The organism is Billgrantia sp. Q4P2 (assembly GCF_052806135.1).
The window spans coordinates 189,714-212,322 of the sequence record NZ_JBRBAI010000001.1; the positions used below are offsets into that span (position 1 = coordinate 189,714).

The 22,609-nt window shown below is 64.3% G+C and carries 22 protein-coding genes; 17 read left to right on the forward strand and 5 right to left on the reverse strand.

The features are described from left to right. Positions 1-35 precede the first annotated feature (35 nt). From ACUY1T_RS00890 to ACUY1T_RS00920, 7 genes are all read left to right on the forward strand, one after another. Positions 36-1,541 carry an inactive transglutaminase family protein gene (locus tag ACUY1T_RS00890; RefSeq protein WP_446019835.1) on the forward strand — a complete coding sequence of 502 codons (1,506 nt, stop codon included), beginning with the start codon at positions 36-38 and terminating at the stop codon, positions 1,539-1,541. A gap of 5 nt (positions 1,542-1,546) precedes the next feature. Continuing rightward, positions 1,547-2,542 (forward strand): alpha-L-glutamate ligase-like protein, encoded by a 996-nt coding sequence (locus tag ACUY1T_RS00895; RefSeq protein WP_446019836.1) that lies wholly within the window; start codon positions 1,547-1,549, stop codon positions 2,540-2,542. A gap of 33 nt (positions 2,543-2,575) precedes the next feature. Continuing rightward, on the forward strand, positions 2,576-3,028 hold the full coding sequence (locus ACUY1T_RS00900) for a transcriptional repressor (protein ID WP_446019837.1): 453 nt from the start codon (positions 2,576-2,578) through the stop codon (positions 3,026-3,028). Positions 3,029-3,049: 21 nt separating this feature from the next. Then, on the forward strand, positions 3,050-3,502 hold the full coding sequence (gene hisI, locus ACUY1T_RS00905; RefSeq protein WP_446019838.1) for a phosphoribosyl-AMP cyclohydrolase: 453 nt from the start codon (positions 3,050-3,052) through the stop codon (positions 3,500-3,502). Positions 3,503-3,505: 3 nt separating this feature from the next. Further along, positions 3,506-3,847 carry a membrane protein insertion efficiency factor YidD gene (gene yidD, locus ACUY1T_RS00910; protein ID WP_446019839.1) on the forward strand — a complete coding sequence of 114 codons (342 nt, stop codon included), beginning with the start codon at positions 3,506-3,508 and terminating at the stop codon, positions 3,845-3,847. A gap of 119 nt (positions 3,848-3,966) precedes the next feature. Continuing rightward, positions 3,967-4,548, forward strand: coding sequence for a DJ-1/PfpI family protein (locus ACUY1T_RS00915; RefSeq protein WP_446019840.1), 582 nt, complete (start codon positions 3,967-3,969; stop codon positions 4,546-4,548). Positions 4,549-4,631: 83 nt separating this feature from the next. Beyond that, positions 4,632-5,039, forward strand: a complete 408-nt coding sequence (locus ACUY1T_RS00920; protein ID WP_446019841.1) for a ribbon-helix-helix domain-containing protein — start codon at positions 4,632-4,634, stop codon at positions 5,037-5,039. Here the strand turns inward: ACUY1T_RS00920 and ACUY1T_RS00925 are convergent. Continuing rightward, the gene (locus ACUY1T_RS00925) at positions 5,003-5,434 is read right to left on the reverse strand and encodes a SufE family protein (RefSeq protein ID WP_446019842.1); all 432 of its coding nucleotides are present in this window, start codon (positions 5,432-5,434) and stop codon (positions 5,003-5,005) included. The two genes, ACUY1T_RS00920 and ACUY1T_RS00925, sit on opposite strands and share 37 nt — an antisense overlap. A gap of 28 nt (positions 5,435-5,462) precedes the next feature. Next, positions 5,463-6,668, reverse strand: a complete 1,206-nt coding sequence (locus tag ACUY1T_RS00930; protein WP_446019843.1) for a tyrosine-type recombinase/integrase — start codon at positions 6,666-6,668, stop codon at positions 5,463-5,465. 259 nt (positions 6,669-6,927) lie between these two features. On the opposite strand from ACUY1T_RS00930, the gene ACUY1T_RS00935 reads away from it, so the two are divergent. Further along, positions 6,928-7,968, forward strand: a complete 1,041-nt coding sequence (locus ACUY1T_RS00935; RefSeq protein ID WP_446019844.1) for a DNA-binding protein — start codon at positions 6,928-6,930, stop codon at positions 7,966-7,968. A gap of 42 nt (positions 7,969-8,010) precedes the next feature. Here the strand turns inward: ACUY1T_RS00935 and nfuA are convergent, their stop codons facing one another. After that, positions 8,011-8,601 (reverse strand): Fe-S biogenesis protein NfuA, encoded by a 591-nt coding sequence (nfuA, locus tag ACUY1T_RS00940; RefSeq protein WP_446019845.1) that lies wholly within the window; start codon positions 8,599-8,601, stop codon positions 8,011-8,013. Positions 8,602-8,848: 247 nt separating this feature from the next. Between nfuA and metH the strand changes: the two genes are divergently transcribed. From metH to ACUY1T_RS00960, 4 genes are all read left to right on the forward strand, one after another. Next, positions 8,849-12,580 carry a methionine synthase gene (gene metH, locus ACUY1T_RS00945; RefSeq protein ID WP_446019846.1) on the forward strand — a complete coding sequence of 1,244 codons (3,732 nt, stop codon included), beginning with the start codon at positions 8,849-8,851 and terminating at the stop codon, positions 12,578-12,580. 63 nt (positions 12,581-12,643) lie between these two features. Then, on the forward strand, positions 12,644-13,972 hold the full coding sequence (locus ACUY1T_RS00950; RefSeq protein WP_446019847.1) for an MATE family efflux transporter: 1,329 nt from the start codon (positions 12,644-12,646) through the stop codon (positions 13,970-13,972). A gap of 138 nt (positions 13,973-14,110) precedes the next feature. Beyond that, the gene (locus ACUY1T_RS00955) at positions 14,111-15,763 is read left to right on the forward strand and encodes a nitrite/sulfite reductase (protein WP_446019848.1); all 1,653 of its coding nucleotides are present in this window, start codon (positions 14,111-14,113) and stop codon (positions 15,761-15,763) included. Next, a complete protein-coding gene (locus ACUY1T_RS00960; protein WP_446019849.1) occupies positions 15,756-16,289 on the forward strand; it encodes a DUF934 domain-containing protein in 534 nt (177 codons plus the stop codon). The genes ACUY1T_RS00955 and ACUY1T_RS00960 overlap by 8 nt, the downstream gene beginning before the upstream one ends. Positions 16,290-16,361: 72 nt before the next feature. Here ACUY1T_RS00960 and smrA read toward each other — a convergent pair whose 3' ends face one another. After that, complete coding sequence (gene smrA, locus ACUY1T_RS00965) at positions 16,362-16,955, reverse strand: DNA endonuclease SmrA (RefSeq protein ID WP_446019850.1); 594 nt, start codon at positions 16,953-16,955, stop codon at positions 16,362-16,364. Positions 16,956-17,078: 123 nt separating this feature from the next. Here smrA and ACUY1T_RS00970 point away from each other — a divergent pair, with 123 nt between their 5' ends. From ACUY1T_RS00970 to pdxH, 5 genes are all read left to right on the forward strand, one after another. Continuing rightward, on the forward strand, positions 17,079-17,516 hold the full coding sequence (locus ACUY1T_RS00970; protein ID WP_446019851.1) for a gamma-glutamylcyclotransferase family protein: 438 nt from the start codon (positions 17,079-17,081) through the stop codon (positions 17,514-17,516). 90 nt (positions 17,517-17,606) lie between these two features. Continuing rightward, on the forward strand, positions 17,607-17,963 hold the full coding sequence (arsC, locus tag ACUY1T_RS00975; protein WP_446019852.1) for an arsenate reductase (glutaredoxin): 357 nt from the start codon (positions 17,607-17,609) through the stop codon (positions 17,961-17,963). Positions 17,964-17,993: 30 nt separating this feature from the next. After that, positions 17,994-18,614, forward strand: a complete 621-nt coding sequence (wrbA, locus tag ACUY1T_RS00980) for an NAD(P)H:quinone oxidoreductase (RefSeq protein ID WP_446019853.1) — start codon at positions 17,994-17,996, stop codon at positions 18,612-18,614. After that, positions 18,611-19,012, forward strand: a complete 402-nt coding sequence (locus tag ACUY1T_RS00985) for a DUF2069 domain-containing protein (RefSeq protein WP_446019854.1) — start codon at positions 18,611-18,613, stop codon at positions 19,010-19,012. Before wrbA ends, ACUY1T_RS00985 begins: the two co-directional genes overlap by 4 nt. Before the next feature lie 118 nt (positions 19,013-19,130). Then, the gene (pdxH, locus tag ACUY1T_RS00990; RefSeq protein WP_446019855.1) at positions 19,131-19,772 is read left to right on the forward strand and encodes a pyridoxamine 5'-phosphate oxidase; all 642 of its coding nucleotides are present in this window, start codon (positions 19,131-19,133) and stop codon (positions 19,770-19,772) included. 66 nt (positions 19,773-19,838) lie between these two features. Here pdxH and ACUY1T_RS00995 read toward each other — a convergent pair whose 3' ends face one another. Further along, on the reverse strand, positions 19,839-22,586 hold the full coding sequence (locus ACUY1T_RS00995) for a bifunctional acetate--CoA ligase family protein/GNAT family N-acetyltransferase (RefSeq protein WP_446019856.1): 2,748 nt from the start codon (positions 22,584-22,586) through the stop codon (positions 19,839-19,841). Positions 22,587-22,609: the final 23 nt, after the last annotated feature.

Consider the following 22,609-nt stretch of genomic DNA (forward strand, 5'->3'; position numbering starts at 1 on the left):
ACCGAGCCTGATTGCCCTACCTGCAAGGATGACACATGTCGCGACTGCCCTTCTATCTCATCGTGGGCCTGCTGATGGTGCTCGGTATCGGCACGAGCCTTCACCGTCATATCCAGATGGAGGTGCCGTGGACCCCGGGCGAGCAGCGCCAGGTCTGGGAAGTCGAAGCCATCGTCGATTTCACCGCCCTGGGCGAGCCCGTCCGCGTGGACATGGCGCTACCCTCGCATCAGCGCGGTTACCGGATCCTGACCGAGAACACCGCATCACCGGGTTACGGCCTGTCGTTCCTGCAGGACGAGACCGGCCGCCGCGCGCAGTGGTCGATTCGCCGCGCAGCGGGCAGCCAGCAGCTCTATTATTCCGTACGCCTCCAGGTGACCGATGACCGGCGGCAGCGCCAGATCGCCCGACCGTCACTGCGCGAGATCAGCTGGGAGCGCCCCTATGATACGGCGGCGGCCCAGGTGATCGAGCGCGCCTGGATGCGCAGCGCCGACCCCTATACCTTCACACGGGAGCTGATTCGTGACTTCGACGAGGACCGCCAGGGCGAGAATGCCCGCCTGCTGCTGACCCAGTTCGAGCGCACGCCTCTACTGGTACGCCTGCTCAACCAGGCCGGCGTGCATGCCCGCGAAGTCAGCGGCCTGGTACTCGAGGATGGCCGCCGCCGGCAGGCGCTGACCTCCTGGATCATGGTCTTTGCGGACGAAGAGAATTGGGAACTGTTCAACCCGCGCACTGCCGACCAGGGCCAGCCGGAAAATCTCCTGCTATGGGAAACCGCCGGGCGTGCCGTGCTCGAGGTCCAGGGTGGTACCAACTCACGAGTCACCTTCTCCATGCTGTCGCGCAGCCAGCCCGCCGCAGCCGCCGTCCGCAGCCAGCTGGCCGACGATACCCTGCTCAACTTCTCGATTCACAGCCTGCCGCTCGAGGAACAAGCGCTATTCCAGACCATCCTGCTGATCCCCATCGGCGCGCTGGTAGTCGTGTTCCTGCGCATCCTCGTCGGCATCAAGACATCGGGTACCTTCATGCCCGTCCTGATTGCGCTGGCCTTCATCCAGACGACCCTGCCCACCGGTCTGATCGGTTTCCTGCTGATCGTCTCGGTGGGACTGGTGATACGCAATTATCTCTCCTATCTCAATCTGCTGCTGGTGGCTCGAGTCTCGGCGGTGATCATCACGGTCATCGCCATCATTTCGATCTTCTCCGTGTTGTCCTATCGTGTAGGACTCAATGCGGGCCTGACGATCACCTTCTTCCCGATGATCATCCTGGCCTGGACCATCGAACGCATGTCGATCCTGTGGGAAGAAGAAGGTCCCAAGGAGGTCTTGATTCAAGGCGGGGGAAGCCTCATTACTGCCGTACTGGCGTATCTCGCCATGAACAACCCATGGATACGCCATATCACCTTCAACTTCCTGGGCGTACAGCTCATCATCATGTCGCTGATTCTGCTGCTGGGTAACTACACGGGATACCGGCTGCTCGAGCTGCGGCGTTTCAAACCGGTCACCGAGGACTGAACATCATGTGGGCACGGCCAAGCCAGCTCCTGCGTCGCGGTATCATCGGCATGAACCGGCGCAACATTCGCTACATCGGGCGCTACAACAGCCGGCGTCTCTACCCCCTGGTGGACGACAAGCTGAAGACCAAACTGCTTGCCGAGAAGCACGGCATCACCACGCCTGCCCTGATCGGAACCGTGACCACCCAGTTTGGCATCAAGGGCTTGGGCGACATGATCGCCGGCCACCCGGGGTTCGTCATCAAGCCCGCCAAGGGCAGTGGCGGCAAGGGCATCCTGGTGATCGAGCACGTCGATGCCGATGGCTTCGTCAAACCCAGCGGCGCCAAGCTCAGCATCGAGGATATCCACCGGCACGTCTCCAACATCCTGTCGGGGCTCTATTCGCTGGGTGGCACTCCCGACGTGGCGATGATCGAGGGTCTCATCAACTTCGACGAGCAGCTCTCCGAGTACACCTATGAGGGCGTGCCCGACATTCGTGTGATCATCTTCCGCGGTTACCCGGTCATGGCCATGATGCGCCTCTCCACGGCGGCTTCCGACGGCAAGGCCAACCTGCACCAAGGAGCGGTGGGCGTAGGGCTCGACATCGCCACGGGGACGGCGGTGCGTGGCGTCCAGTTCGACCGCTCGCGCCGCGACCACCCGGATACCGGTCATGAGCTGGCCAGCTTGCGCATTCCCGACTGGACCAGCCTGCTGGAGCTGGCGGCGGGCTGCTACGAGATGACCGGGCTCGGCTACATCGGTACCGATATGGTGATCGATCGCAACCGTGGCCCCATGCTGCTCGAACTCAATGCTCGCCCCGGGCTTGCCATCCAGATGGCCAATGGCGAAGGCCTGCGTCCGCGCCTGGATCTGGTGGAAAAGCAGCCCGAGGGGCTCGGCGTCAAGGCGCGGGTCGCCTTTGCCCAGCAGCACTTCGCCCGCCAGGGCGAGCTCAAGAGGCTGCCCGAACCCGAGCTGGCCGAGCCCTGTCTCAGCACGTAGAATGAACCCCATTCCAGACACATCGGGTCGCCCATGACCGACGCTACCGCCCTGCTCGCGCAGGCCGAAAGACAGTGCCAACTTCGCGAGGTGCGCTTCACCCCGATCCGACGACGCGTACTCGAGATGATCGCCGGGGCCAGCGGTGGCCTCAAGGCCTATGAATTGCTCGACCGTCTGGCCGTCGAGCATGCGGCGGCTCGCCCGCCGACCATCTATCGTGCCCTCGACTTTCTGATCGAACAGGGGTTGGTGCATCGCATCGAGTCGCTCAATGCTTATGTGGCATGCCCCTGCCCCGAGCATGCCCACGGCTTCCAGCTGTTGATCTGCCGCCACTGCGGGCGTGTCGAGGAACTGCATCTGGACGACGTGAACGCCCAGCTCAGCGCCCAGGCACGCGACTTGGGATTTCGTGTCGAACGCCAGACCATCGAGTTATTGGGCAGCTGCGACCTCTGCTTGAATGCTGCGGCGCGAGCCTGAGCCAGCCATGACGGAAATGCCATGACCGATACCTTCAAGCAACTCGAGCGTGCCGAGCTCGATGCCTGCCTGCCGCTTGCACGGGCTCTCGATGCAGTGCGCTTCAACGATGACGGCTTGATTCCCGCCATCGCCCAGCAGCACGATACTGGTGAAGTGCTGATGATGGCCTGGATGAACCGCGAGGCGCTGGAGGAGACACTTTCGACCGGGCGCGTCTGCTACTGGTCGCGCTCGCGGGGCAAACTTTGGCGCAAGGGAGAATCCTCCGGCCAGCAGCAGCACCTGCATGCGGCCAGTCTCGACTGCGATGGCGACACCCTGCTGCTGCAGGTCGAACAGACCGGCCCGGCCTGCCATACCGGACGACGCAGCTGTTTCTACGTGGCATTGGAAGGCGATCAGGCCCGCATTAGCAGTGAGCCGTTGATCGACCCCGAGATACTCTATCGCAAGCCCCCGGAGGGGCGTTGAAGCATGCCTTTCCTGGCCGCCGGGCTGCATCGCCTTGGCAGTCTGCTGGGGCTGTCGATGATCGGCCTGGTGAGACTCTACCAACTGGTGGTCAGCCCCCTGCTGGGACCGCGCTGTCGTTTCTGGCCCAGCTGTTCGCACTACAGCGTAGAAGCCATCCAGGTCCATGGCCCGCTGCGTGGCGGCTGGCTTGCCGCCAGGCGGATCGTGCGCTGCCACCCCGGTAGTCACGGCGGCATCGATCCCGTGCCCGGAGGGCCGAGCGAACGGCTGTGCCACGAAGACCCCGAACTCGACGAACATTTCTGCTGTCGTTCGGCTGAGCACGCTTCCGAACACCGCTAGACCCGCCCATGGATCCCGCTGTCAACTTGTAGTAGCCCGCTACCACCCTCCTCCGGCCCGGCCGTGCCAGACTGCTTGATGGCACACCCAACCACAACGAGCCGATGAGGAGGCACGCCATGTCTGCCAAGCGACTGCTCTTGCTGTGCGGCGATTATGCCGAAGACTACGAGACCATGGTGCCGTTCCAGGCCTTGCAGGCCGTGGGGCATCGCGTCGACGCCGTATGTCCCGACAAGCGGGCCGGCGACAGCATCGCCACCGCCATCCACGACTTCGAGGGCGACCAGACCTATAGCGAGAAGCCGGGCCACCGCTTCACCCTCAATGCAGACTTCGCTGCTGCGAACCCTGCCGACTACGATGGCCTGGTGATCGCTGGCGGGCGCGCTCCGGAGTATCTGCGCCTGAACGACAAGGTCATCGCGCTGGTACGTCACTTCTTCGAGGCAGACAAGCCTGTCGCGGCCATCTGCCACGGTGCCCAACTGCTGGCTGCCGCCCGGGTGCTGGAGGGACGTACCTGCTCGGCCTATCCCGCCTGCCGTCCCGAGGTGGAGCTGGCTGGCGGCCGCTATGCCGACATTGCGGTGGACGATGCCGTGACCGATGGCAAGCTGGTCACCGCTCCGGCCTGGCCCGCCCATCCGGCGTGGATCGCCCAGTTCCTGGCCGTGCTGGGTACGCGTATCGAACTCTAGCCGCTACTCGAAACCGCCTTGCCCTGGCCCGCGACCGGCGCCATGATGAAAGCGTCGGTCGGGCCAGCAAGGGAGGAAATGGTATGTGCAGGCTTTTCATCGGCGCCGAACCGGGCCTGTGGGAGCCTCAGACCCGCTCCATGCGCCTCGACGGCGTCTCGACCAGCGTGCGCTTGGAGCGCTTCTTTTGGAAGGTTCTCGAGGAGGTCGGCAGGCGCGACGGTCTCTCGCTCAGTCAGTTGGTAGCGAAGCTCTCGCGGGAGTGCGCCGAGGCGGGGCACGATCCCGCCAACTTCGCCTCCTTCCTGCGTGTCTGCTGCGGGCGCTACCAGGCGCTGCAACTGGCGGGCGAGATTCCCGCTGCGACGGACGTATCCATTGCCAGCCTGGATGCTGAAAGCATTCTCGCGCGGGAACGTCAGCGGCATGTCGCCGTGCGTGCCCCGGAACGGCATCAGGCGGAGGCGGCCTCTTTCTCGGCGACTTCGTAGATCTTGCCGAGCATGGCGTGCAAGCCATTGCTGCGCGTGGGGGACAGGTGCTTGTCGAGACCCAAATCCTCCAGGAAGTGGGGGCTGGTGTCGCGAATTTCGCCGGCCGGACGATCGTTGTAGATGCGCATCAGCACGGCGATCAGGCCGGAAACGATGGCGGCATCCGATACCGCATCGAAGTGCAGCACGTCGCCGTCGCAACGATGGTGCATCCAGACGTTCGACTGGCAGCCCTGTATCTTCAGCTCGGGCGTCTTCCACTCCTCGGGAAACGCCGGCAGCTGTTTACCCATGTCGATGATGTACTGGTAGCGGTCCATCCAGTTATCGAACATCTCGAACTCTTCCCGCAGGGCATGCTGGGCTTGTTCGGCCGTGGCTTCGGTGGTCATGTTGCCTCCCGTGTTGACTTAACCATCATTATACCGGTTCGACCCCGGATTCGTCCGCCTTGCCGGGCAGGCTGTGTACGGATTGCTGGCGATGCCACTCCTCATCCTCGGCGTGCAGGTACTGAGCCGTGGTATCGAGCCGCGCGTGGCGAGCGGTGCTGGCGAGATAGCGCAGCTCGACGCCGGCCTGGGCCTGATGGGTGAGCGCGGTATGGCGCAGCCAATGGGGCGTGGCGGCGCGCAGGCGCGCTACCTGCGACATGGCCTGCTCTCCTGTCTCGGCTTCCAGGGCGTTGGCCGCCTGGTGAAAGGTATCGCGGATCAGGCGATAGAGCTGGTTGTCGCCCAGGCCACGGTGGCCATCGAGCCCGCGCAGCACCGGGCCCTCTTCACCGGGCCGCGGTTCGGCGGCGAGACCCAGCGCTTCCCGCCAGTCGCCCAGCAGGGCCAGCATGTCATCGGGCACCGGGATGCGTGCCGCCTTGCCGCCCTTTCCCACCACGCGCCACCACCAGCGCCCTTCTCGCTGGAAGAAATCGCCCATCTCGGCGCTGGCCATCTCGCTGATCCGCGGTGCCATCAGGTAGGCGAAGCCGAAGATCATGCGTCGACGCTGCCAGAGGTAGTGCTCACGGGGTCTGGTGTCCTTACCGGGCGGTTCGGCCAGCCATTGCCATAGCCACTCCCATAGCGGCCGTTCCAGGTAGCGCTCGATTCCGGCTTGGCGATTGTCGAGCCGCCGGCGCTTGTCGCGCATCAGGCGGAACGGATTGTGGCTGACCCACCCCGCCTCTAGCAGCCAGGCGAACATGCCCTGCAGGATGATCAAGCTCTGGCGTCGGCTGGCCGGCGACAGCGGGCCGCGAAACGGCCGCCAGTCCGGTGCATGGCGTGGCCGTGGCGGCCCCACCCAGAGCTGGCGTGGCGTGGGAGACGCCAGGAACGCCTCGAAGGCATCGAGATCCTGGCGGCGCAGTTCGGCCAGGCCAAGGCCTTGATGACCCAGCCACAGCAGCAGCCGTTCGGCCTCGCGGCGGTAGGCGCGCAGCGTCTGTGGGCTGGCGCGGAACTCGGCGAGCCACTGCGCTACCGCCTCGGCGTCGCTTTCGGCGGCAATACGTGCAGCCCTGCTTGCCGCGAGTAGCGACACATCACGCTCCGGTCCGGGCGGGTGCGCTACCTGCTGCTCGCCGGGAAGAATGGCGATGCCGCCCTCCTCGCTCGGTACCTTCATCGCGTCTTCACCACTCGTCGTCATCGAATGGCACGAGTCTCGCCTGTAGCGAGCAGTTATTCAAGATAAGACGGGTAATCTTGAATTCAATGAGTTTTCATAACGTAAATTACGTATTACGTAATCATGTAATTTCTTTTCGCTTCCTACGAAAGTCGCTATGCTTGAATATCTGAGCGGGCGCAAGGAAACGGTAAGAACAAGTGACGCCTGCCGCGTGATGCAAGGATCAGCCGCCACACCACACAAGGAGATCGTCATGGCACGCAGCGGTGTGCAGTACGAGGACGTTCAGCAGGCCATCGAGACACTGCTGGCCAAGGGGGATGCACCCAGCGTCCAGAAGATTCGTGATGTGCTGGGAACCGGCAGCTTCACCACCATCAGCGATCACTTGCGGGAGTGGCGATTCCAGCGCGAGACCAACCGTGACCTGCCCTCCTCGCAGGCCATGCCGGAGCCGGTGGTCAGGCTGGCGGAAAGCCTATGGCACAAGGCTCAGGAATCTGCCGGTGAAGCCCTGGCAGGCTACCGTGAGCAAGCCGACCGGCGCGTGGCCGAGGCCCAGGCTGCCATGCAGGAGGCGCAGCGCCAGGTGGAGGATGCCGAGCAACGCGAAGCCGCCCTGTCGTCTCACCTGGCGGGAACGGAGCAGCGTCTCGAGCAGCGCAGTGCTGCGCTGGCGCGGGTCGAAGCCGAGCGCGACCAGTGGCAGGAGCGCGCGCGCCAATTCGAAGAGCGCTTGAGCCGTGCCCTGCAGCAGCTCGACAAGTTGCAAAAGGAAAACGAGCAGCAGGGGCAGGCCCACCAGCAGGCGTTGGCTGACCGCGACGCACAGCAACTAGCGCGCCTGAACCAGGAAGAGCAGCGCCACGAGGCGGCCGAAGCGCGCCTCATGAGCCTACTCGATGAGGCGCGGCAGGAGCGAGTGTCGGCCGAAAAACGGCATGATGCTACTATCCAGCAACTGGAGAAGCGCCAGGAGAACCTGCAGCGGCAGCTTCATGAGACGCAAGCTGCGCTGGGCCGCGAAGAGAAGCAGCACCGCGAGACCCAGTGGGCCAGGAGTCGTGCCGAGGAGCGCATCGATACCCTGCGCCATGAGCAGTCGCTGCTGCAGGCACGCATCGACGACCAGAAGCGCCATATCGATGAGCAGGCGGCACGTCTACGCACGCTGGAAGCCGAGCTGATGCGTCGGACCTGGCAGCCGGGCGAGGAAGGATTCGCGTCTCGCCGCACGGAGGGTGGTGCGGAAACGCAGGAAGGCCCCGTGGAGCCTTCCGAGAGCGTTCGCTGAAGCTGCTCAAGCGCGCCCTCGGGGCGCGCATCCGAGCCGATGTCAGCGATAGTAGGCGTTGGTGGTGTCTGTGTGGTCAGTCACGTCGCGGATGCCGGCAAGTTCGGGGATGCGCTCCATCAGGGTCTTCTCCACGCCCTCCTTGAGGGTCAGGTCGACCGCAGCACAACCCTGGCAGCCACCACCGAAGGCGAGCACCGCCACCTGGTCCTGAGTGAGTTCGACCAGCTTGATTTCGCCGCCGTGGGCGGCAAGCCCTGGGTTGATCTCGCTGTAGAGAATGTAATTGACGCGATCTTCGAGCGGGCTGTCGGCGTTGACCTTGGGCATCTTGGCGTTGGGCGCCTTGATGGTCAGTTGGCCGCCCATGCGGTCGGCATTGAAGTCGACCACCGCTTCCTCGAGGAAGGGAATGCTGTTCTTGTCGATCAGCGCCGTGATCTTCTCGAGTTCCAGGCGTTCGTCGCTGGGCTCCTCCTCGCCGGGCCGGCAATAGGCGAGGCAGGTCTCGGCATAGGGTGTGCCCGGTTGGGTGATGAAGATGCGCACTGCGATTCCCTCGACGTTCTGCTTCTCGAGCAGCTCGGCGAGGTAGTCCTGGGCGCTGTCGGTAATCTGGATGATCTCGCTCATGGTGTTCTCGCTGGTCGGGCCTTGGCCCCGTCGGGCCGGCCGTAAGTGACATGCCATTATGGTAAGCAAAAGGCCGCTTCGAGACAATCCCGACTGTTTTGCTCGGTTTTTGACCAACCCTGCCCTCAAGCGGCTGGTTTTGCTACCATGTCGGGCCAACACGACCGCCCCCTGCCCGTAGCCGAGAAGAATCAACGGGGCGGCATAGATTCCTGGACGTGACTTTCGCTGGAGACCGACTCGACCCATGGCCGCCCTACCCTCTGCACTGACCGCTACCCTCACCGAACGGCTCGGCGAGCGCATCCTCATGCTGGATGGCGGCATGGGCACCATGTTGCAGAACGCCCGCCTCGACGAAGCCGACTTTCGCGGTGAGCGTTTCAGCGATTGGCCCTCCGAACTCAAAGGCAACAACGACCTGCTGGCGCTGACCTGCCCTGAGCTGGTCACGAGAATTCATCGTCAATACCTCGAGGCCGGCGCCGACATCGTCGAGACCAACACCTTCAACAGCACCCGCCTGTCCCAGTCCGATTACGGCATGGAAGAACTCGTGCCAGAGCTCAATCGTGAGTCGGCGCGCCTGGCGCGTGAGGTGTGTGACGCGGTGGCGGCCGAGACCGGCGTGCCGCGCTATGTGGCCGGCGTGCTCGGGCCGACTTCACGCACCGCCTCGCTGTCGCCCGACGTCAACGACCCGGCCAAGCGCAACGTCACCTTCGACCAGCTGCGCGACAATTACTACGAAGCTGCCGAAGCACTGATCGAGGGGGGCGCCGACCTGATCCTGATCGAGACCATCTTCGACACCCTCAACGCCAAGGCGGCCATCTTCGCTCTCGAAGTGTTGTTCGAGGACCGCGGTGAGCGCCTGCCGGTGATGATCTCCGGCACCATCACCGACGCCTCCGGTCGTACCCTCTCCGGCCAGACCACCGAGGCCTTCTGGAACTCGGTGCGCCACGCCCAGCCGCTCTCCATCGGCTTGAACTGTGCGCTGGGTGCCGAGGAGCTACGTCCCTATCTGGAAGAACTCTCGACCAAGGCCGACACCTTCGTTTCCGCGCACCCCAATGCCGGGCTGCCCAACGAGTTCGGCGAGTACGACCAGACACCGGAAGAGATGGCGGCCATCGTCGCCGAGTTCGCCGAGAGCGGCCTGGTGAACATCATCGGCGGCTGCTGCGGCTCGACGCCGGAGCATATTGCCGCCATCCACGCCGCGATCCAGGGCCTGGCGCCGCGCCAGGTGCCCGAGCGGCCGCGGGCCTGTCGCCTGTCGGGGCTGGAGCCGTTCAACATCGAGAAGGACTCGCTGTTCGTCAACGTCGGCGAGCGTACCAACGTCACCGGCTCGGCACGCTTCAAGCGCCTGATCGTCGAAGAGGACTTCACCACGGCGCTGGAGGTGGCGCTGGACCAGGTGGAGAACGGTGCCCAGGTCATCGACATCAACATGGACGAGGGCATGCTGGAGTCGCAGGAGGCGATGGTGCGCTTCCTCAACCTGATCGCCGGAGAGCCCGATATCGCCCGGGTGCCGATCATGATCGACTCCTCCAAGTGGGAGATCATCGAGGCCGGGCTCAAGTGCGTACAGGGCAAGGCGGTAGTCAACTCGATTTCGCTCAAGGAGGGCGAGGCCGCCTTCCGCGAACAGGCAACGCTGTGTCGACGCTACGGCGCCGCCGTGGTGGTGATGGCGTTCGACGAGGCCGGCCAGGCCGACACCTTCGCGCGCAAGACCGAGATCTGCCAGCGTGCCTATACCTTGCTGGTGGAGGAGATCGGATTCCCACCGGAAGACATCATCTTCGACCCCAATATCTTTGCCATCGCCACGGGCATCGAGGAGCACGACAACTACGCCGTCGACTTCATCGAGGCCACCCGCTGGATTCGTGAACACCTGCCCCACGCCATGGTCTCCGGCGGGGTCTCCAACGTGTCTTTCTCGTTCCGCGGCAACGACCCGGTACGCGAGGCGATCCATTCGGTGTTTCTCTATCACGCCATCCGCGCCGGCCTGACCATGGGCATCGTCAATGCCGGCCAGTTGGCGGTCTACGACGGCCTGCCGGCCGAGCTGCGCGAAGCGGTCGAGGACGTGGTGCTCAACCGGCGCAGCGACGGTACCGAGCGGTTGGTCGACCTGGCCGGCAAGTACAAGGGTGACGGCAGTGGCGCAGCCAGGAAGGAAGATCTGGAGTGGCGCAGCTGGCCGGTGGAGAAGCGCATCGAGCATGCGCTGGTCAAGGGTATCACCGCTTTCATCGAGGAGGACACCGAACTCGCCCGTCAGCGTGCCGCGCGCCCCATCGAGGTGATCGAGGGGCCACTGATGGATGGCATGAACGTGGTTGGCGACCTGTTCGGCGCCGGCAAGATGTTCCTGCCCCAGGTGGTCAAGTCGGCCCGCGTCATGAAGCAGGCGGTGGCCTATCTCATCCCCTACATCGAGGCCGAGAAGAACGAACTCTCTACGGAAGATCAGCAGGCCAAGGGCAAGATCGTGATGGCCACGGTCAAGGGCGACGTGCACGACATCGGCAAGAACATCGTCGGCGTGGTCCTGCAGTGCAACAACTACGACGTGGTCGACCTCGGCGTCATGGTGCCGGCGGAGAAGATACTGCAGACGGCACGTGAGGAGAACGCCGACATCATCGGCCTCTCGGGCCTGATTACCCCTTCGCTGGACGAGATGGTCCACGTGGCCAAGGAGATGAAGCGTCAGGGCTTCAAGTTGCCGCTTCTCATTGGTGGCGCCACCACTTCCAAGGCACATACCGCGGTCAAGGTCGAACCGCAGTACGACGAGCCGGTCGTCTACGTGACCGATGCCTCGCGTGCGGTAGGCGTGGCCGGCAAGCTGCTGTCGCCGGCGCTCAAGCCCGCCTACGTGGCCGAGATCAAGGCCGAGTACGAGCAGGTGCGCGAGCGCAATGCCAAGCGCCGGCCCAAGGCGGCCGACCTCAGCTACGCCGAAGCGCGTCAGCGCAAGTTGCCCATCGACTGGGACAGCTATACGCCGCCTCGGCCCACCTTCACCGGGCTCAAGACATTCGACGGTTACGATATCGAGGAGCTGGTCGAGCGCATCGACTGGACGCCCTTCTTCATGAGCTGGGAGCTGGCGGGCAAGTACCCGAAGATCCTCGACGATGCGGTGGTCGGCGAGGCGGCGCGAAACCTGTTCGCCGATGCCCAGCAGATGCTGCGCAAGCTGATCGACGAGAAACACGTCGAGGCGCGCGGTGTGATCGGTCTGTGGCCGGCCAACAGCGTCGATGACGACGTCATCGAAGTGTATGCCGACGAATCGCGCAGTCGAGTGATCGAGCGGCTGCACCATATTCGCCAACAGACCACCAAGAACCGTGATGGGGTCTGCTACAGCCTGGCCGACTTCGTGGCGCCCCGTTACAACGCCGATGGAGAGCCGAGCGGCAAGCTCGACTGGATCGGCGGCTTCGCCGTTACCACCGGGCATGGCGTCGAGGCCCTGGCCGAACACTACAAGGCCGCCGGCGACGACTACAGCGCCATCATGGTCCAGGCGCTCACCGACCGCCTGGCCGAGGCTTTCGCCGAGCGCATGCACGAGCGGGTGCGCAAGGAGTTCTGGGGCTACGTACCCGACGAGACGCTGGACAACGACGCTTTGATCGCCGAGAAGTACCAAGGCATTCGTCCGGCGCCGGGCTACCCTGCCTGCCCCGATCATACCGAGAAGCGCACGCTGTTCCGCCTGCTCGATGCCACCGCGAACGCCGGTATCGAGCTGACCGAGAACTTCGCCATGTGGCCGGCCGCCGCGGTGTCTGGCTGGTACTTCTCCCACCCCCAGTCGAAATACTTCTCGACCGGCAAGATCACCCGCGATCAGGTCGAGGCCTTGGCGGAGCGCAAGGGCATGACGGTGGAAGAACTGGAACGCTGGCTCTCGCCGGTGCTCTCCTACGACCCGGCCTGACAGATGACGCCCGGTATTGCCCGCGCCATCGGCGCGGGACACCTTCGAACCCAGCGATAGGCCATGCTACCCGACTCGAGCCGCCGCCAGCGCATCCTGCGCCTCGCTATGCCGATCATTGCCGCGATGCTGACCCAGAGCCTGATCAACCTGATCGATGCGGCCCTGGTCGGCTCGCTCGGCGAGGTGCCGCTGGCCGGTGTGGGTATTGGCGGCTACGCCATGTTCCTGATCACGGCGTTGGTCTTCGGGCTCTCTTCCGGCGTCCAGGCGCAGACCGCGCGGCGTCACGGAGAGGAGGCCTGGCACCTGCGCGCCATGCCGCTCAATGCGGGCTTGGTCATCGCGCTGCTGGTATCGCTACCCGTTACCCTGCTCTGCCTGTGGCAGGCCCCGCGGCTGATGGAACTGATCAACCCCAGCGCCGAGGTAAACGCCGTGGCGGTGGAATACTTTCGCTGGCGGGTGCTGTCGCTCGTCGCCGTGGCGATGATCTTCTGCTTTCGCGGCTACTGGAACGGCATCCAGCAGAGCGACTATTACTTGCGCATCATGCTGATGATGCACGTCGTCAACGTGGCGGCCAGTGTGTGCCTGATCTTCGGCTACCTGGGGCTGCCCGCCATGGGAGCGGCAGGGGCCGGCGCAGGCACCACCCTTTCGCTGCTTGCGGGCCTTGGGCTCTGGGCGCTGCTCAGCTTCCGTCGTGCCGTGCCCAGCGGGTTCCTGGCCGGCCTGCCCCGGCGCCCCGCCCTGCTGGTCACCCTGCGCCTGGCGCTGCCGCACTCCTTCCAGCAGCTGTGGTTCGCCGCCGGCTATGCGGTGCTGTTCTGGATACTGGGCCAGATCGATACCGCCAGCGTTGCCGTTGGGCACGTGCTGGTGAATCTCTCGCTGCTGCTGATCCTGCCCGGCGTGGGCCTGGGCATGGCGGCGATGAGCCTGGTGGGACAGTCGCTGGGCCAGCAGGCCCATGGCGACGCCCACCGCTGGGGCTGGGACGTGGTGCGCCTGGCCTGGCTGTGCCTGGCCACGCTGGCGCTGCCCATGGCGGTATTTCCCAACCAGATCCTGGGAGTGTTCCTGCACGACCCCGATCTGATAACCTTCGCTCGCCTGCCGTTGCAGCTCACCGCGATCATGATCGTGCTGGATGCCACCGCCCTGGTACTGGGACAGGCTCTGCTCGGCGCCGGTGCCAACCGTACCGTGATGACCATTACGCTCACTCTGCAGTGGCTGGTCTTCCTGCCGCTGGCATGGTGGGTTGGCGTGGCCATGGAGCAGGGGCTGTTGGGCATCTGGTGGGTGCAGCTCGGCTATCGCGGGCTGAACTCGCTCTGGTTCGCGATGATCTGGCAGCGCCGCCAGTGGCTGCGGCTGCAGATTTAGGGTCAGCCCGCTTGGGTTGACTCCTTATATTACTTTTCGTATAAAAAATATGAATATTTATTCTTTCATAGAATAATGCTGGGGCGTTAAGGTGCCCCTGACGCTTCGCCAATCCCCTAAGCAGCAGGACCCGGCCGAATGTATCGCTACGACACCCATGATCAGACCCTGGTCAATGAACGCGTCGCTCAGTTTCGCGACCAGATGAATCGCTATCTGGCCGGCCGGATCAGCGACGAAGAATTTCTGCCTCTGCGCGTACAGAATGGACTCTACGTCCAGCGATACGCGCCCATGCTGCGTATTGCCATTCCCTATGGCATGCTGGCTTCCTACCAGCTGCGCAAGCTGGGTGACCTGGCACGCGACTACGATCGCGGCTATGGGCACTTCACCACCCGCACCAACCTGCAGTTGAACTGGCCGAAGCTGGAAACGGTTCCCGACATGCTGGCCGAGCTCGCCAGCGTGCAGATGCACGCGATCCAGACCAGCGGCAATGACATCCGCAACACCTCTTCCGACCAGTTCGCCGGTATTGCCGAGGATGAAGAAGTCGATCCGCGCCCCTGGTGCGAGCTGATTCGCCAGTGGTCGACGTTCCACCCCGAATTCACTTATCTGCCGCGCAAGTTCAAGATCGCCGTGACCGGTGCCGCCGAAGATCGCGCCGCCATCCAGGTGCACGACGTGGGCCTGCGCCTGTGGCGCGACGATCAGGGCGAAGTGCGCGTCAAGGTGCTGGCCGGTGGCGGTCTCGGCCGCACACCGATGATCGGCGAGGTGGTACGCGACGACTTGCCGTGGCAGCACCTGCTGACTTATCTGGAAGCGCTGGTGCGCGTCTACAATCAGTTCGGCCGTCGCGACAACAAGTTCAAGGCGCGCATCAAGATCCTGGTCAAGGCGCTGGGCGTCGAGGAGTTCCGCCGTCGGGTCGATGCCGAGTGGGCACATCTCAAGGATGGCCCGCAGACGCTGACACGTGAAGCGGTCGAGGCGATGCAGTCGCATTTCGTCGATCCGGAACGCCGCACCGTCAGCGAGGAAGCGATTGCCGACTTCGAGCGTCTGCGTAGCGAAAACCGGGCCTTCTCCCGCTTCGTGACCAACAACGTGCATGGCCACAAGGTGCCGGGCTACAAGGCGGTCACACTGTCGCTCAAGCGCAGCGGCCACTCGCCGGGCGATCTGACTTGGGAGCAAATGCACCAGGTGGCCGATCTTGCCGACGAGTACAGCCATGGCGAGATTCGCGTCACCCACGAGCAGAACCTGGTGCTGGCCGACGTGGCGGTGGATCGCCTGGAGGAGCTCTGGCAGCGCCTGCAGGACCTCGGCCTGGCCAACCCTACCGTGGGTACCTTGGCCGACTTGATCTGCTGCCCGGGCGGCGATTACTGCGCCCTGGCCAACGCCAAGTCGATCCCGGTCGCCCAGGCCATCCAGGAGCGCTTCGATGATATCGACTACCTCTACGACCTGGGGCCGCTGGATCTCAATATCTCAGGCTGCATGAACGCCTGCGGCCACCACCACGTCGGTCACATCGGCATCCTCGGCGTCGACAAGAAGGGCGAGGAGTGGTATCAGATCTCGCTCGGCGGCGCCCAGGGTAACGACTCTTCGCTGGGCAAGATCCTGGGCCCCTCGTTCGATCGCGAGAGCGTGCCCGAGGTCATCGACAAGGTACTGCAGGTCTACGTCGGCGAGCGAGCCGAGGGCGAGACCTTCATCGAGACTTATCGCCGTATCGGCCTCAAGCCTTTCAAGGAGCGGGTATATGCCTGATCAGAACGCCTCCGTACGCCCTTTCATCCGCGGCGGCAAGCCGGCCGAGGACCGCTGGGTGGTGGTTCGCGACGAGGAAGCCGCGCTGCCCGACTCCCCTGCCATCGTGCCCCTGGCGCGCTGGCAGGCACTGGAAGGAAGCCGCGAGCTGGCGCCTTGGCTTGCCAGCGACACCGAGCTGACGCCGGAACTGGCCGAGAAGCTAGCCGGTGCACCGCTGATCGCCATCGACTTCCCCAAGTTCACCGATGGCCGCGGTTACAGCCTGGCTCGGTTGTTGCGCGAACGCTACGGCTACGAGGGCGAGATCCGTGCCATCGGCGACGTGCTCGTCGATCAGGTGTTCTTCCTCACCCGCTGTGGCTTCGACGCCCTGTCGCTGCGCGAGGACCAGTGGCTGGAAGACGCTCTGCAGGCTCTCAATGCCTTCAGTCGTGCCTATCAGCCGGCCGTGGACGTGGCCGAGCCACTGTTCCGTCAGCGCATGCGTGAAACCGTTGAGCATGGGGAGCCGGCCCTGGCCTAGGCTCGCCGATCCTCTCCGACTTTCGGTGCTGAAAAAAGCCGGCCACGTGCCGGCTTTTCGTCGTTCTGCGGATCAGCCGCGCCGCTTCTGCTGGCGCTCGCGGTTATCCGCCCTCGCCCGCTCGCTCTTGCGCAGCATGACCCAGGTCGCCCCCAGTCCTCCGTCGGCCTGCTGTGCCGATACGCAAGCCTGCACCTCCTCGAACTGGGCCAGCCATTTGGCCAGGTAGGAGCGCAGCACGTTGGCCGGACTGTCGATCTCCTGACCCCGGCCGTGCACGATCAGCACCGAGCGCAAGTCATGCGCGTAGGCGTCATGGATGAAAGGTGGTAATGCCCGCCGGCACTCGGCCAGAGGGCGGCGCAGCAGATGCAGGCGTGACTGAGCCGCATAGCCGCCGTGACGCAGGCGATCGACGACGCCCTGCTGGATGCCGTCGCGACGGAACTCGATGGGGTCGAACGGAGGCAGCAGCTCGACGAAGTCGTCCGACAGGAAGCTGTCTCGTCCGAGCTCCGCCTGTGCACTCTCGCGGCGAGCCAACTGGGCCTCCGTGGGCCGACTGCGGCGCTGGCCGGGATTGGCTCGATTGGCACTTCTGCGCAGCGGCTTCACATCCCCCATCAACGCCCTGAAGTCCTGTTCCTCGTGTGCCGACTGGGTCATGGACATCCTCCACTATATCGAGCCATGCCTGAATCCTAACAGAGCCTCGAGCCGGCATAGAACCGGACAGGCCCCCTCCTGCCATGGCAGGATAGCTGTCTCATGAGAACACAAGGAGCGTGTATGCGCCTGCAGCATGTCGCTCTCGGCGTTTTGGCTACCCTGCTGGCCGTGTTGGGTTGGCTATGGCTCACCATGCTCAGCCCCTATACCTATGACCGCCCCGACCATCTTCCTGATATCGAGGAGGGCGAACATGCGGTTTTCGTCTACGGCACGCTACGCTTCGCCCCGGTTCGCTGGATGGTGATGGGTCGCGCCGGGGAAACCGAGACGGCAGTGCTCGAGGGGGTGCGCCGCGAAGGCCTCGACCTGACCGAGGCGCCGGGAGAGCGGGTCGAGGGCGAGGTCATCGTGGTCGACGCCGGCGAACTGGAACGGCTGGACCGCTACGAGCGGCTTGGGATTCGCTACCAGCGTGTACCCATGCGTCTGGCGAATGGGCGTGCGGTCTGGGTCTATCGGCGCTTGGGGGAGGCATCTGCCGACGCAACCAACTGATCGAAGCGGACATTTTCGGGGCCACGGTTGTGGCCGACATGACGCGCCTTCTACAATAAGGCTAGCCTTCCAAGGATCGAGGAGTCTCGCATGCCCATTACGCTCTATCACAATCCCCGCTGTTCCAAGTCGCGCCAAGCCTTGGCGCTACTGGAGGAACATGGTGTCGAAGTAACGGTACGACGCTACCTCGATGAACCGCTGAACGAGGAAGAGCTTCGCGACCTGATGTCGCGCCTGGACGCCGATGGAGAGGCGCTGGTGCGGACCCAGGAAGCGGAGTGGCAGGAGTTCGAGGACATTGACCTGCAAGATCAGGAAGAGGTGATACGCGCCATTGTCAGCCATCCCAAGCTGATGGAGCGTCCCATCGCCGACGACGGCAAACGCGCCGTGATCGGTCGCCCGCCGGAGGACGTGCTTGCCCTTCTCCACGTGGATGACTGATCCCCTGCCTTCTTTCTAACTGGAGCCACGATGCACGACTCCCTGCCCTATGTGCTGATCCTGTATTACTCCCGGCACGGCGCCACACGCAGCATGGCCGAGCAACTGGCTGCCGGCGTCGAGTCCTGTCCCGGCATCGAGGCACGCCTGCGTACCGTGCCGCCGGTATCGGCCACCTGCGAGGCCATTGACCCAGAGATCCCGGCCGAGGGGGCGGTCTATGCCGACCTGGAGGACCTGCGCCACTGTGCCGGCCTGGCACTGGGCAGCCCGACCCGCTTCGGCAACATGGCCGCGCCGCTGAAATACTTCATCGATTCGACCAGCGCCCTGTGGCTCAACGGCGTACTGGTGGACAAGCCGGCCACGGCGTTCACCTCCACCTCCAGCCTGCATGGCGGACAGGAGACCACCCTGGTTTCGATGTTGCTGCCGCTGCTGCACCACGGCATGGTCTATGCCGGCCTGCCTTACAGCGAGACCGACCTGATGACCACCACCGCCGGTGGCACCCCCTACGGAGCCAGCCATGTGGCCGGCCAACGCAGCGACCAGCCCCTGGCCGATGTCGAGCGTCGGCTGGTGCGCGCTCAGGGCAAGCGTCTGGCCCGGCTGGCCCTGGCCCTTGGCAACCTGAGGGAACCTTCATGAGGCGCTGGGTCGAGGATCTCGAGGCACGCCACGGGCTGGACTTTCTCACTGAGCGCAGTCGTCAGCTGGTTCTCACCAGCTATGTGGTGCTGCTGGCCCTGCTGGTCTGGAGCGGCCTGGCGATGGAGGCCGGCACCAATCCGCTGACGCCGATTCTGATCCGCGCCCTTCCGCTCATACTCTTCCTGCCTTCGATCATTGGGCAGCGACCCAGGGGGCATGCCTGGCTGGCGTTCGTCAGCCTGCTCTACTTCGTTCAGGGCGTGATGGTGGCCACGCTGCCTGGCCAAGGCCTGCTCGGCGTTGCCGAGGCCCTGGTTGCCCTGGCGCTGTTCACCGGCTGCATGTTCTATGCCCGCTTTCGCAGTCGCCAGATCAAGGCGGCGCGCGGTGGCTGAAGCGCAAGGACATGCCGGCGGGTGTGCGGATGTCGAAATAAGTGATGCGGGTCAAGCCGCAGGTGTTGTGCTGCTGCCCCTCAGCGGCGACCATTAAGAAAAGGACGAGGAGTACGCCATGACACGCAATATCGCCGACATCCGGCGCGACTACGAGGGTGGCAGACTCGAGGAAGGCATGGTGCCTGCAGAACCCATGGAGCTGTTCGACGAATGGCTGACGCTGGCGCTGGACGCCGAGGGTGAAGACGGTAACGTGATGACGCTGGCCACCGTCGACAGCCAGGGCCTGCCCCATGCACGCATCGTGCTGCTGAAGGGCTTCGATGAGCGTGGCCTGGTGTTCTACACCAACTACCACAGCCACAAGGGCAGCGAGCTGACCAACGTGCCGCATGCCGCACTGGTGTTCTGGTGGCCCTCCCTGGGGCGCCAGGTGCGCCTCGAGGGCCGTGTGGAACCGGTGAGTGACGAGGAGTCTGATGCCTACTTCAACAGCCGGCCCCGTGCCAGCCAATTGGGCGCCTGGGTCGCGACCCAGAGCGTGGTGATTCCCGACCGTCATTGGATCGAAGAGCGTCAGCACCGTTTCGAGCAGGCCTACGAAGGCCAGGAGATCCCCCGCCCGGTGCACTGGGGAGGCTATCGCGTGGTGCCGGACATGATCGAGTTCTGGCAGGGGCAGCCTAGCCGGCTGCACGACCGCATTCGCTACGAGTTTCGCGACGAGGCCTGGCGCTTCTTCCGCTTGGCTCCCTGAAACCCTTGCGCCGCTTTCCTGCATGGGCGCCGAACCTTGGGGTCGGCGCCCATGCGTCGACTCGCTTCAGTCCGGCAGGCTCTCCAGCCGGTGCCGCTGCCATTCGCTTTCGGGCTCGTTGAGGCGCAGCACCGCATCCACCACCTGCTCCTCCATGTTGTAGCGGCAGCGGAAGCCCAAGTGCTTCATCAGCGCCCTCATGGGGTGGTTGTCGACCATGATCTTGCCGATCATTTCCAGCGTGCCCACGCTCTTGCAGTAGCCAATCATCTTTTTCATCAGCAGGCTACCGAGTCCCTGCCCGGCCATGTCGTCGCGCACGATGATGGAGAATTCGGTGCGGATGTTGTCGGGATCGTTCCACACCCGCACGACGCCTAGCATCTCCTTGCTGCCATCCGCCTTCTGGTGCTCGGCGATGAAGGCCATCTGGCGGTCGTAGTTGATGTGGGAAAGCATCGACAGGTCACGTTGGCTGAGGTCGGACTTGTTGTGGAAGTAGCGGAAGCGAATGCTCTCCTCCGACAGTTGACTGTGAAAGCTGGTAATCAGCGGTGCGTCCTCGGCGCGGATGGGACGCACCTCTACATTCATCCCGTTGCTCAGCACTACCCACTCACGCAGTTCCTCGGGGTAAGGCATGATCGCGAAGCGTGCCGGGGGGCCGAGGTCGAGGGCAAAGTCCACTGCCAGCATGCCGTCGCGATTGAGCAGCAAGGGGTTGAGCTCCAGCCCGCGCAGCTCGAGCAGGTCCGAGGCCATCTGCGACAGCTTGACCAGCAGCTGACACAGCCTCTCCAGGTCACGCTCGGGGTCGCTGGAGTGCTCCCGAATCAGCCGTGCAGCGTGGGTGCGCCCGACCACGTCGGCGGCGAGGGTCATGTTCAGCGGCGGCAACGCCACCTGTCGGTCGGCCAGGATGTTGACCTTGTAACCGCCGATGCCGAACACGATCAGCGGGCCGAATACCGGGTCACGGGTAATGCCGGCGCAGAGCTGCATCGACTGCTTGCCGCGCTGCATGGGCTGCAGGCAGTACTCGCGAATCTTCACCGGGGGAAACTTCTCGTGCACCTTGTGGCCGAGCCGGGTGAGTCCTTCGGCCACCTGGTCCGGCTCGTGGAGGTCCTGCAGCAGCCCCGCCGAAATACGATGGGGATGCTTGCGATAGCGGAACGGGCGGCAGTTGCCATCGTGCACCACCTTAAGTGCCCAGGGCCCCTCGATCTCTTCGGCTGCTGCCGCGGCCTCCTCGGGCGTATGCGCGTAGCGACTGGGGGCCACGGGGATGCCGTAGGCCTCGAGTACCTGGGCAGTTTCGGAGTGCGACAGGGTTTCGCGCCCTTCCTCCCGGGCCTGCGTGATCAAGCGGTGACAGCGTGCGCGAATGTCTGCGGTGGTACTGAACGGCAGGCTCGGCGGCGTTTCCTGCAGCAGTGCCTGAACGCGCTGGTAGTCGACCATATGCATGAACGCCTTGACCGCTTTCTCCGGCGAGACATAGGTGGGGATGCCCGCCATGCTGCATTCGTGCCGCGCATAGAGGGCTCCTTCCAACCCCATCCAACTGGTCAGCAGGTTGCGCTTGAAGCGCTTGCGATTGGCGATGAGCGCCTGGGCGGTCACCTTCGATGGCGCCAGTCGCGTGGGGGCGTGCACTACCAGCACGGCGTCGACGCCGGGGTCTGCCGCCACGATCTCCAGCGCTTCGACGAAGCGTTCCGGCGTGGCGTTCCCACCCAGGTCCACCGGGTTCTCACCCGGCTTGCTGATGTCAAACTCGCCTTCGCGCAGCGCCTTGCGTGTCTCCGCGGTGAAGCTTGCCAGGGTGCCGCCAGCACTGATCAGCTTGTCGATGGCGAGCATGGCGGGCCCCAGTCCATTGGCCACGATGGCCAATCGGTCGCCCTTGAGTGGACGCATCTGCGACAGCGTCATCAGTGCATCGAATAGCTCGTCGGAGTCGTTGACCCGGACCACGCCGGCGCGCGCGAAGGCGGCATCGAAGACCACGTCGCGATTGGCGATGCCCGGAGTCGGCGCCATGCCGGAAAGATCGGATTGTGGCGTGCGCCCGCTCTTGATCGCCAGCACCAGGCGATGGCGCGAGGCGTCGCGCAGCGCGGTCATGAAGTGCTGGGCATCGTGGATACGCTCCAGGTGGAGCAGGATGGCCTGGGTCGGGGCGTACTGGTTGATGTAGTCGATCAGGTCGGGGAGCATGACGTCGACGCTGTCACCCACCGTGATCAGGTGCGAGAAGCCGATGCCGCGCCCTGCCGCCCAGTCGATCATGGCGTTACCGAGCATGCCCGACTGCCCGAGGTAAGCGACCTTGCCCGCCTTGACCGGCTGGCTCGAATAGGAGGCATTGATGCGCCGGCCCGGCACGATCAGCCCCATGCACTCCGGTCCCAGCACGCGGATGCCTGATTCGCGCGCGGCGGCCAGCATGCGCTCGCGAATCGATCCCTTGTCCCCTTCGGCTTCGTCGAGATGCGCCCCGCCGGACAGCACCAACGTCGCCCTGACGCCGATCCGCCCCAGACGCGAGATCACCTTGGGCAGGGTCGCGGCCGGCGTGCAGACGACGGCGAGATCCGGCGTCTCGGGCAGTTCGCTGATCCGCGATACGCAGGGCTGCTCGAAGACCGTCTCGTAGCCCTTGCGATTGACCGCCCACAGTTGCCCGGGGAAGCCGGCCTCCAGCAGGTTGGCAATCACGATGCCGCCGATGGAATGGGGCTTTTCCGAGGCCCCGATCACCGCGATGGTACGAGGTTCGAAGAAGTGGCGCAGGAATCGGGTGCTCAAGACGTCACCTCACCAGAACAGTA

Bases quoted from the DNA above. Each gene is read 5' to 3' on its own strand.
- ACUY1T_RS00930 (WP_446019843.1), bottom strand. From the start codon at position 6,668: ATGAAGGTACCGAGCGAGGAGGGCGGCATCGCCATTCTTCCCGGCGAG.
- hisI (WP_446019838.1), top strand. From the start codon at position 3,050: ATGACCGATACCTTCAAGCAACTCGAGCGTGCCGAGCTCGATGCCTGC.
- ACUY1T_RS00960 (WP_446019849.1), top strand. From the start codon at position 15,756: ATGCCTGATCAGAACGCCTCCGTACGCCCTTTCATCCGCGGCGGCAAG.
- ACUY1T_RS00925 (WP_446019842.1), bottom strand. From the start codon at position 5,434: ATGACCACCGAAGCCACGGCCGAACAAGCCCAGCATGCCCTGCGGGAA.
- ACUY1T_RS00950 (WP_446019847.1), top strand. From the start codon at position 12,644: ATGCTACCCGACTCGAGCCGCCGCCAGCGCATCCTGCGCCTCGCTATG.
- ACUY1T_RS00955 (WP_446019848.1), top strand. From the start codon at position 14,111: ATGTATCGCTACGACACCCATGATCAGACCCTGGTCAATGAACGCGTC.
- yidD (WP_446019839.1), top strand. From the start codon at position 3,506: ATGCCTTTCCTGGCCGCCGGGCTGCATCGCCTTGGCAGTCTGCTGGGG.
- ACUY1T_RS00985 (WP_446019854.1), top strand. From the start codon at position 18,611: ATGAGGCGCTGGGTCGAGGATCTCGAGGCACGCCACGGGCTGGACTTT.
- wrbA (WP_446019853.1), top strand. From the start codon at position 17,994: ATGCACGACTCCCTGCCCTATGTGCTGATCCTGTATTACTCCCGGCAC.
- ACUY1T_RS00900 (WP_446019837.1), top strand. From the start codon at position 2,576: ATGACCGACGCTACCGCCCTGCTCGCGCAGGCCGAAAGACAGTGCCAA.
- ACUY1T_RS00915 (WP_446019840.1), top strand. From the start codon at position 3,967: ATGTCTGCCAAGCGACTGCTCTTGCTGTGCGGCGATTATGCCGAAGAC.
- ACUY1T_RS00935 (WP_446019844.1), top strand. From the start codon at position 6,928: ATGGCACGCAGCGGTGTGCAGTACGAGGACGTTCAGCAGGCCATCGAG.
- ACUY1T_RS00970 (WP_446019851.1), top strand. From the start codon at position 17,079: ATGCGCCTGCAGCATGTCGCTCTCGGCGTTTTGGCTACCCTGCTGGCC.
- ACUY1T_RS00920 (WP_446019841.1), top strand. From the start codon at position 4,632: ATGTGCAGGCTTTTCATCGGCGCCGAACCGGGCCTGTGGGAGCCTCAG.
- ACUY1T_RS00895 (WP_446019836.1), top strand. From the start codon at position 1,547: ATGTGGGCACGGCCAAGCCAGCTCCTGCGTCGCGGTATCATCGGCATG.
- metH (WP_446019846.1), top strand. From the start codon at position 8,849: ATGGCCGCCCTACCCTCTGCACTGACCGCTACCCTCACCGAACGGCTC.
- ACUY1T_RS00890 (WP_446019835.1), top strand. From the start codon at position 36: ATGTCGCGACTGCCCTTCTATCTCATCGTGGGCCTGCTGATGGTGCTC.
- pdxH (WP_446019855.1), top strand. From the start codon at position 19,131: ATGACACGCAATATCGCCGACATCCGGCGCGACTACGAGGGTGGCAGA.
- smrA (WP_446019850.1), bottom strand. From the start codon at position 16,955: ATGACCCAGTCGGCACACGAGGAACAGGACTTCAGGGCGTTGATGGGG.
- arsC (WP_446019852.1), top strand. From the start codon at position 17,607: ATGCCCATTACGCTCTATCACAATCCCCGCTGTTCCAAGTCGCGCCAA.
- nfuA (WP_446019845.1), bottom strand. From the start codon at position 8,601: ATGAGCGAGATCATCCAGATTACCGACAGCGCCCAGGACTACCTCGCC.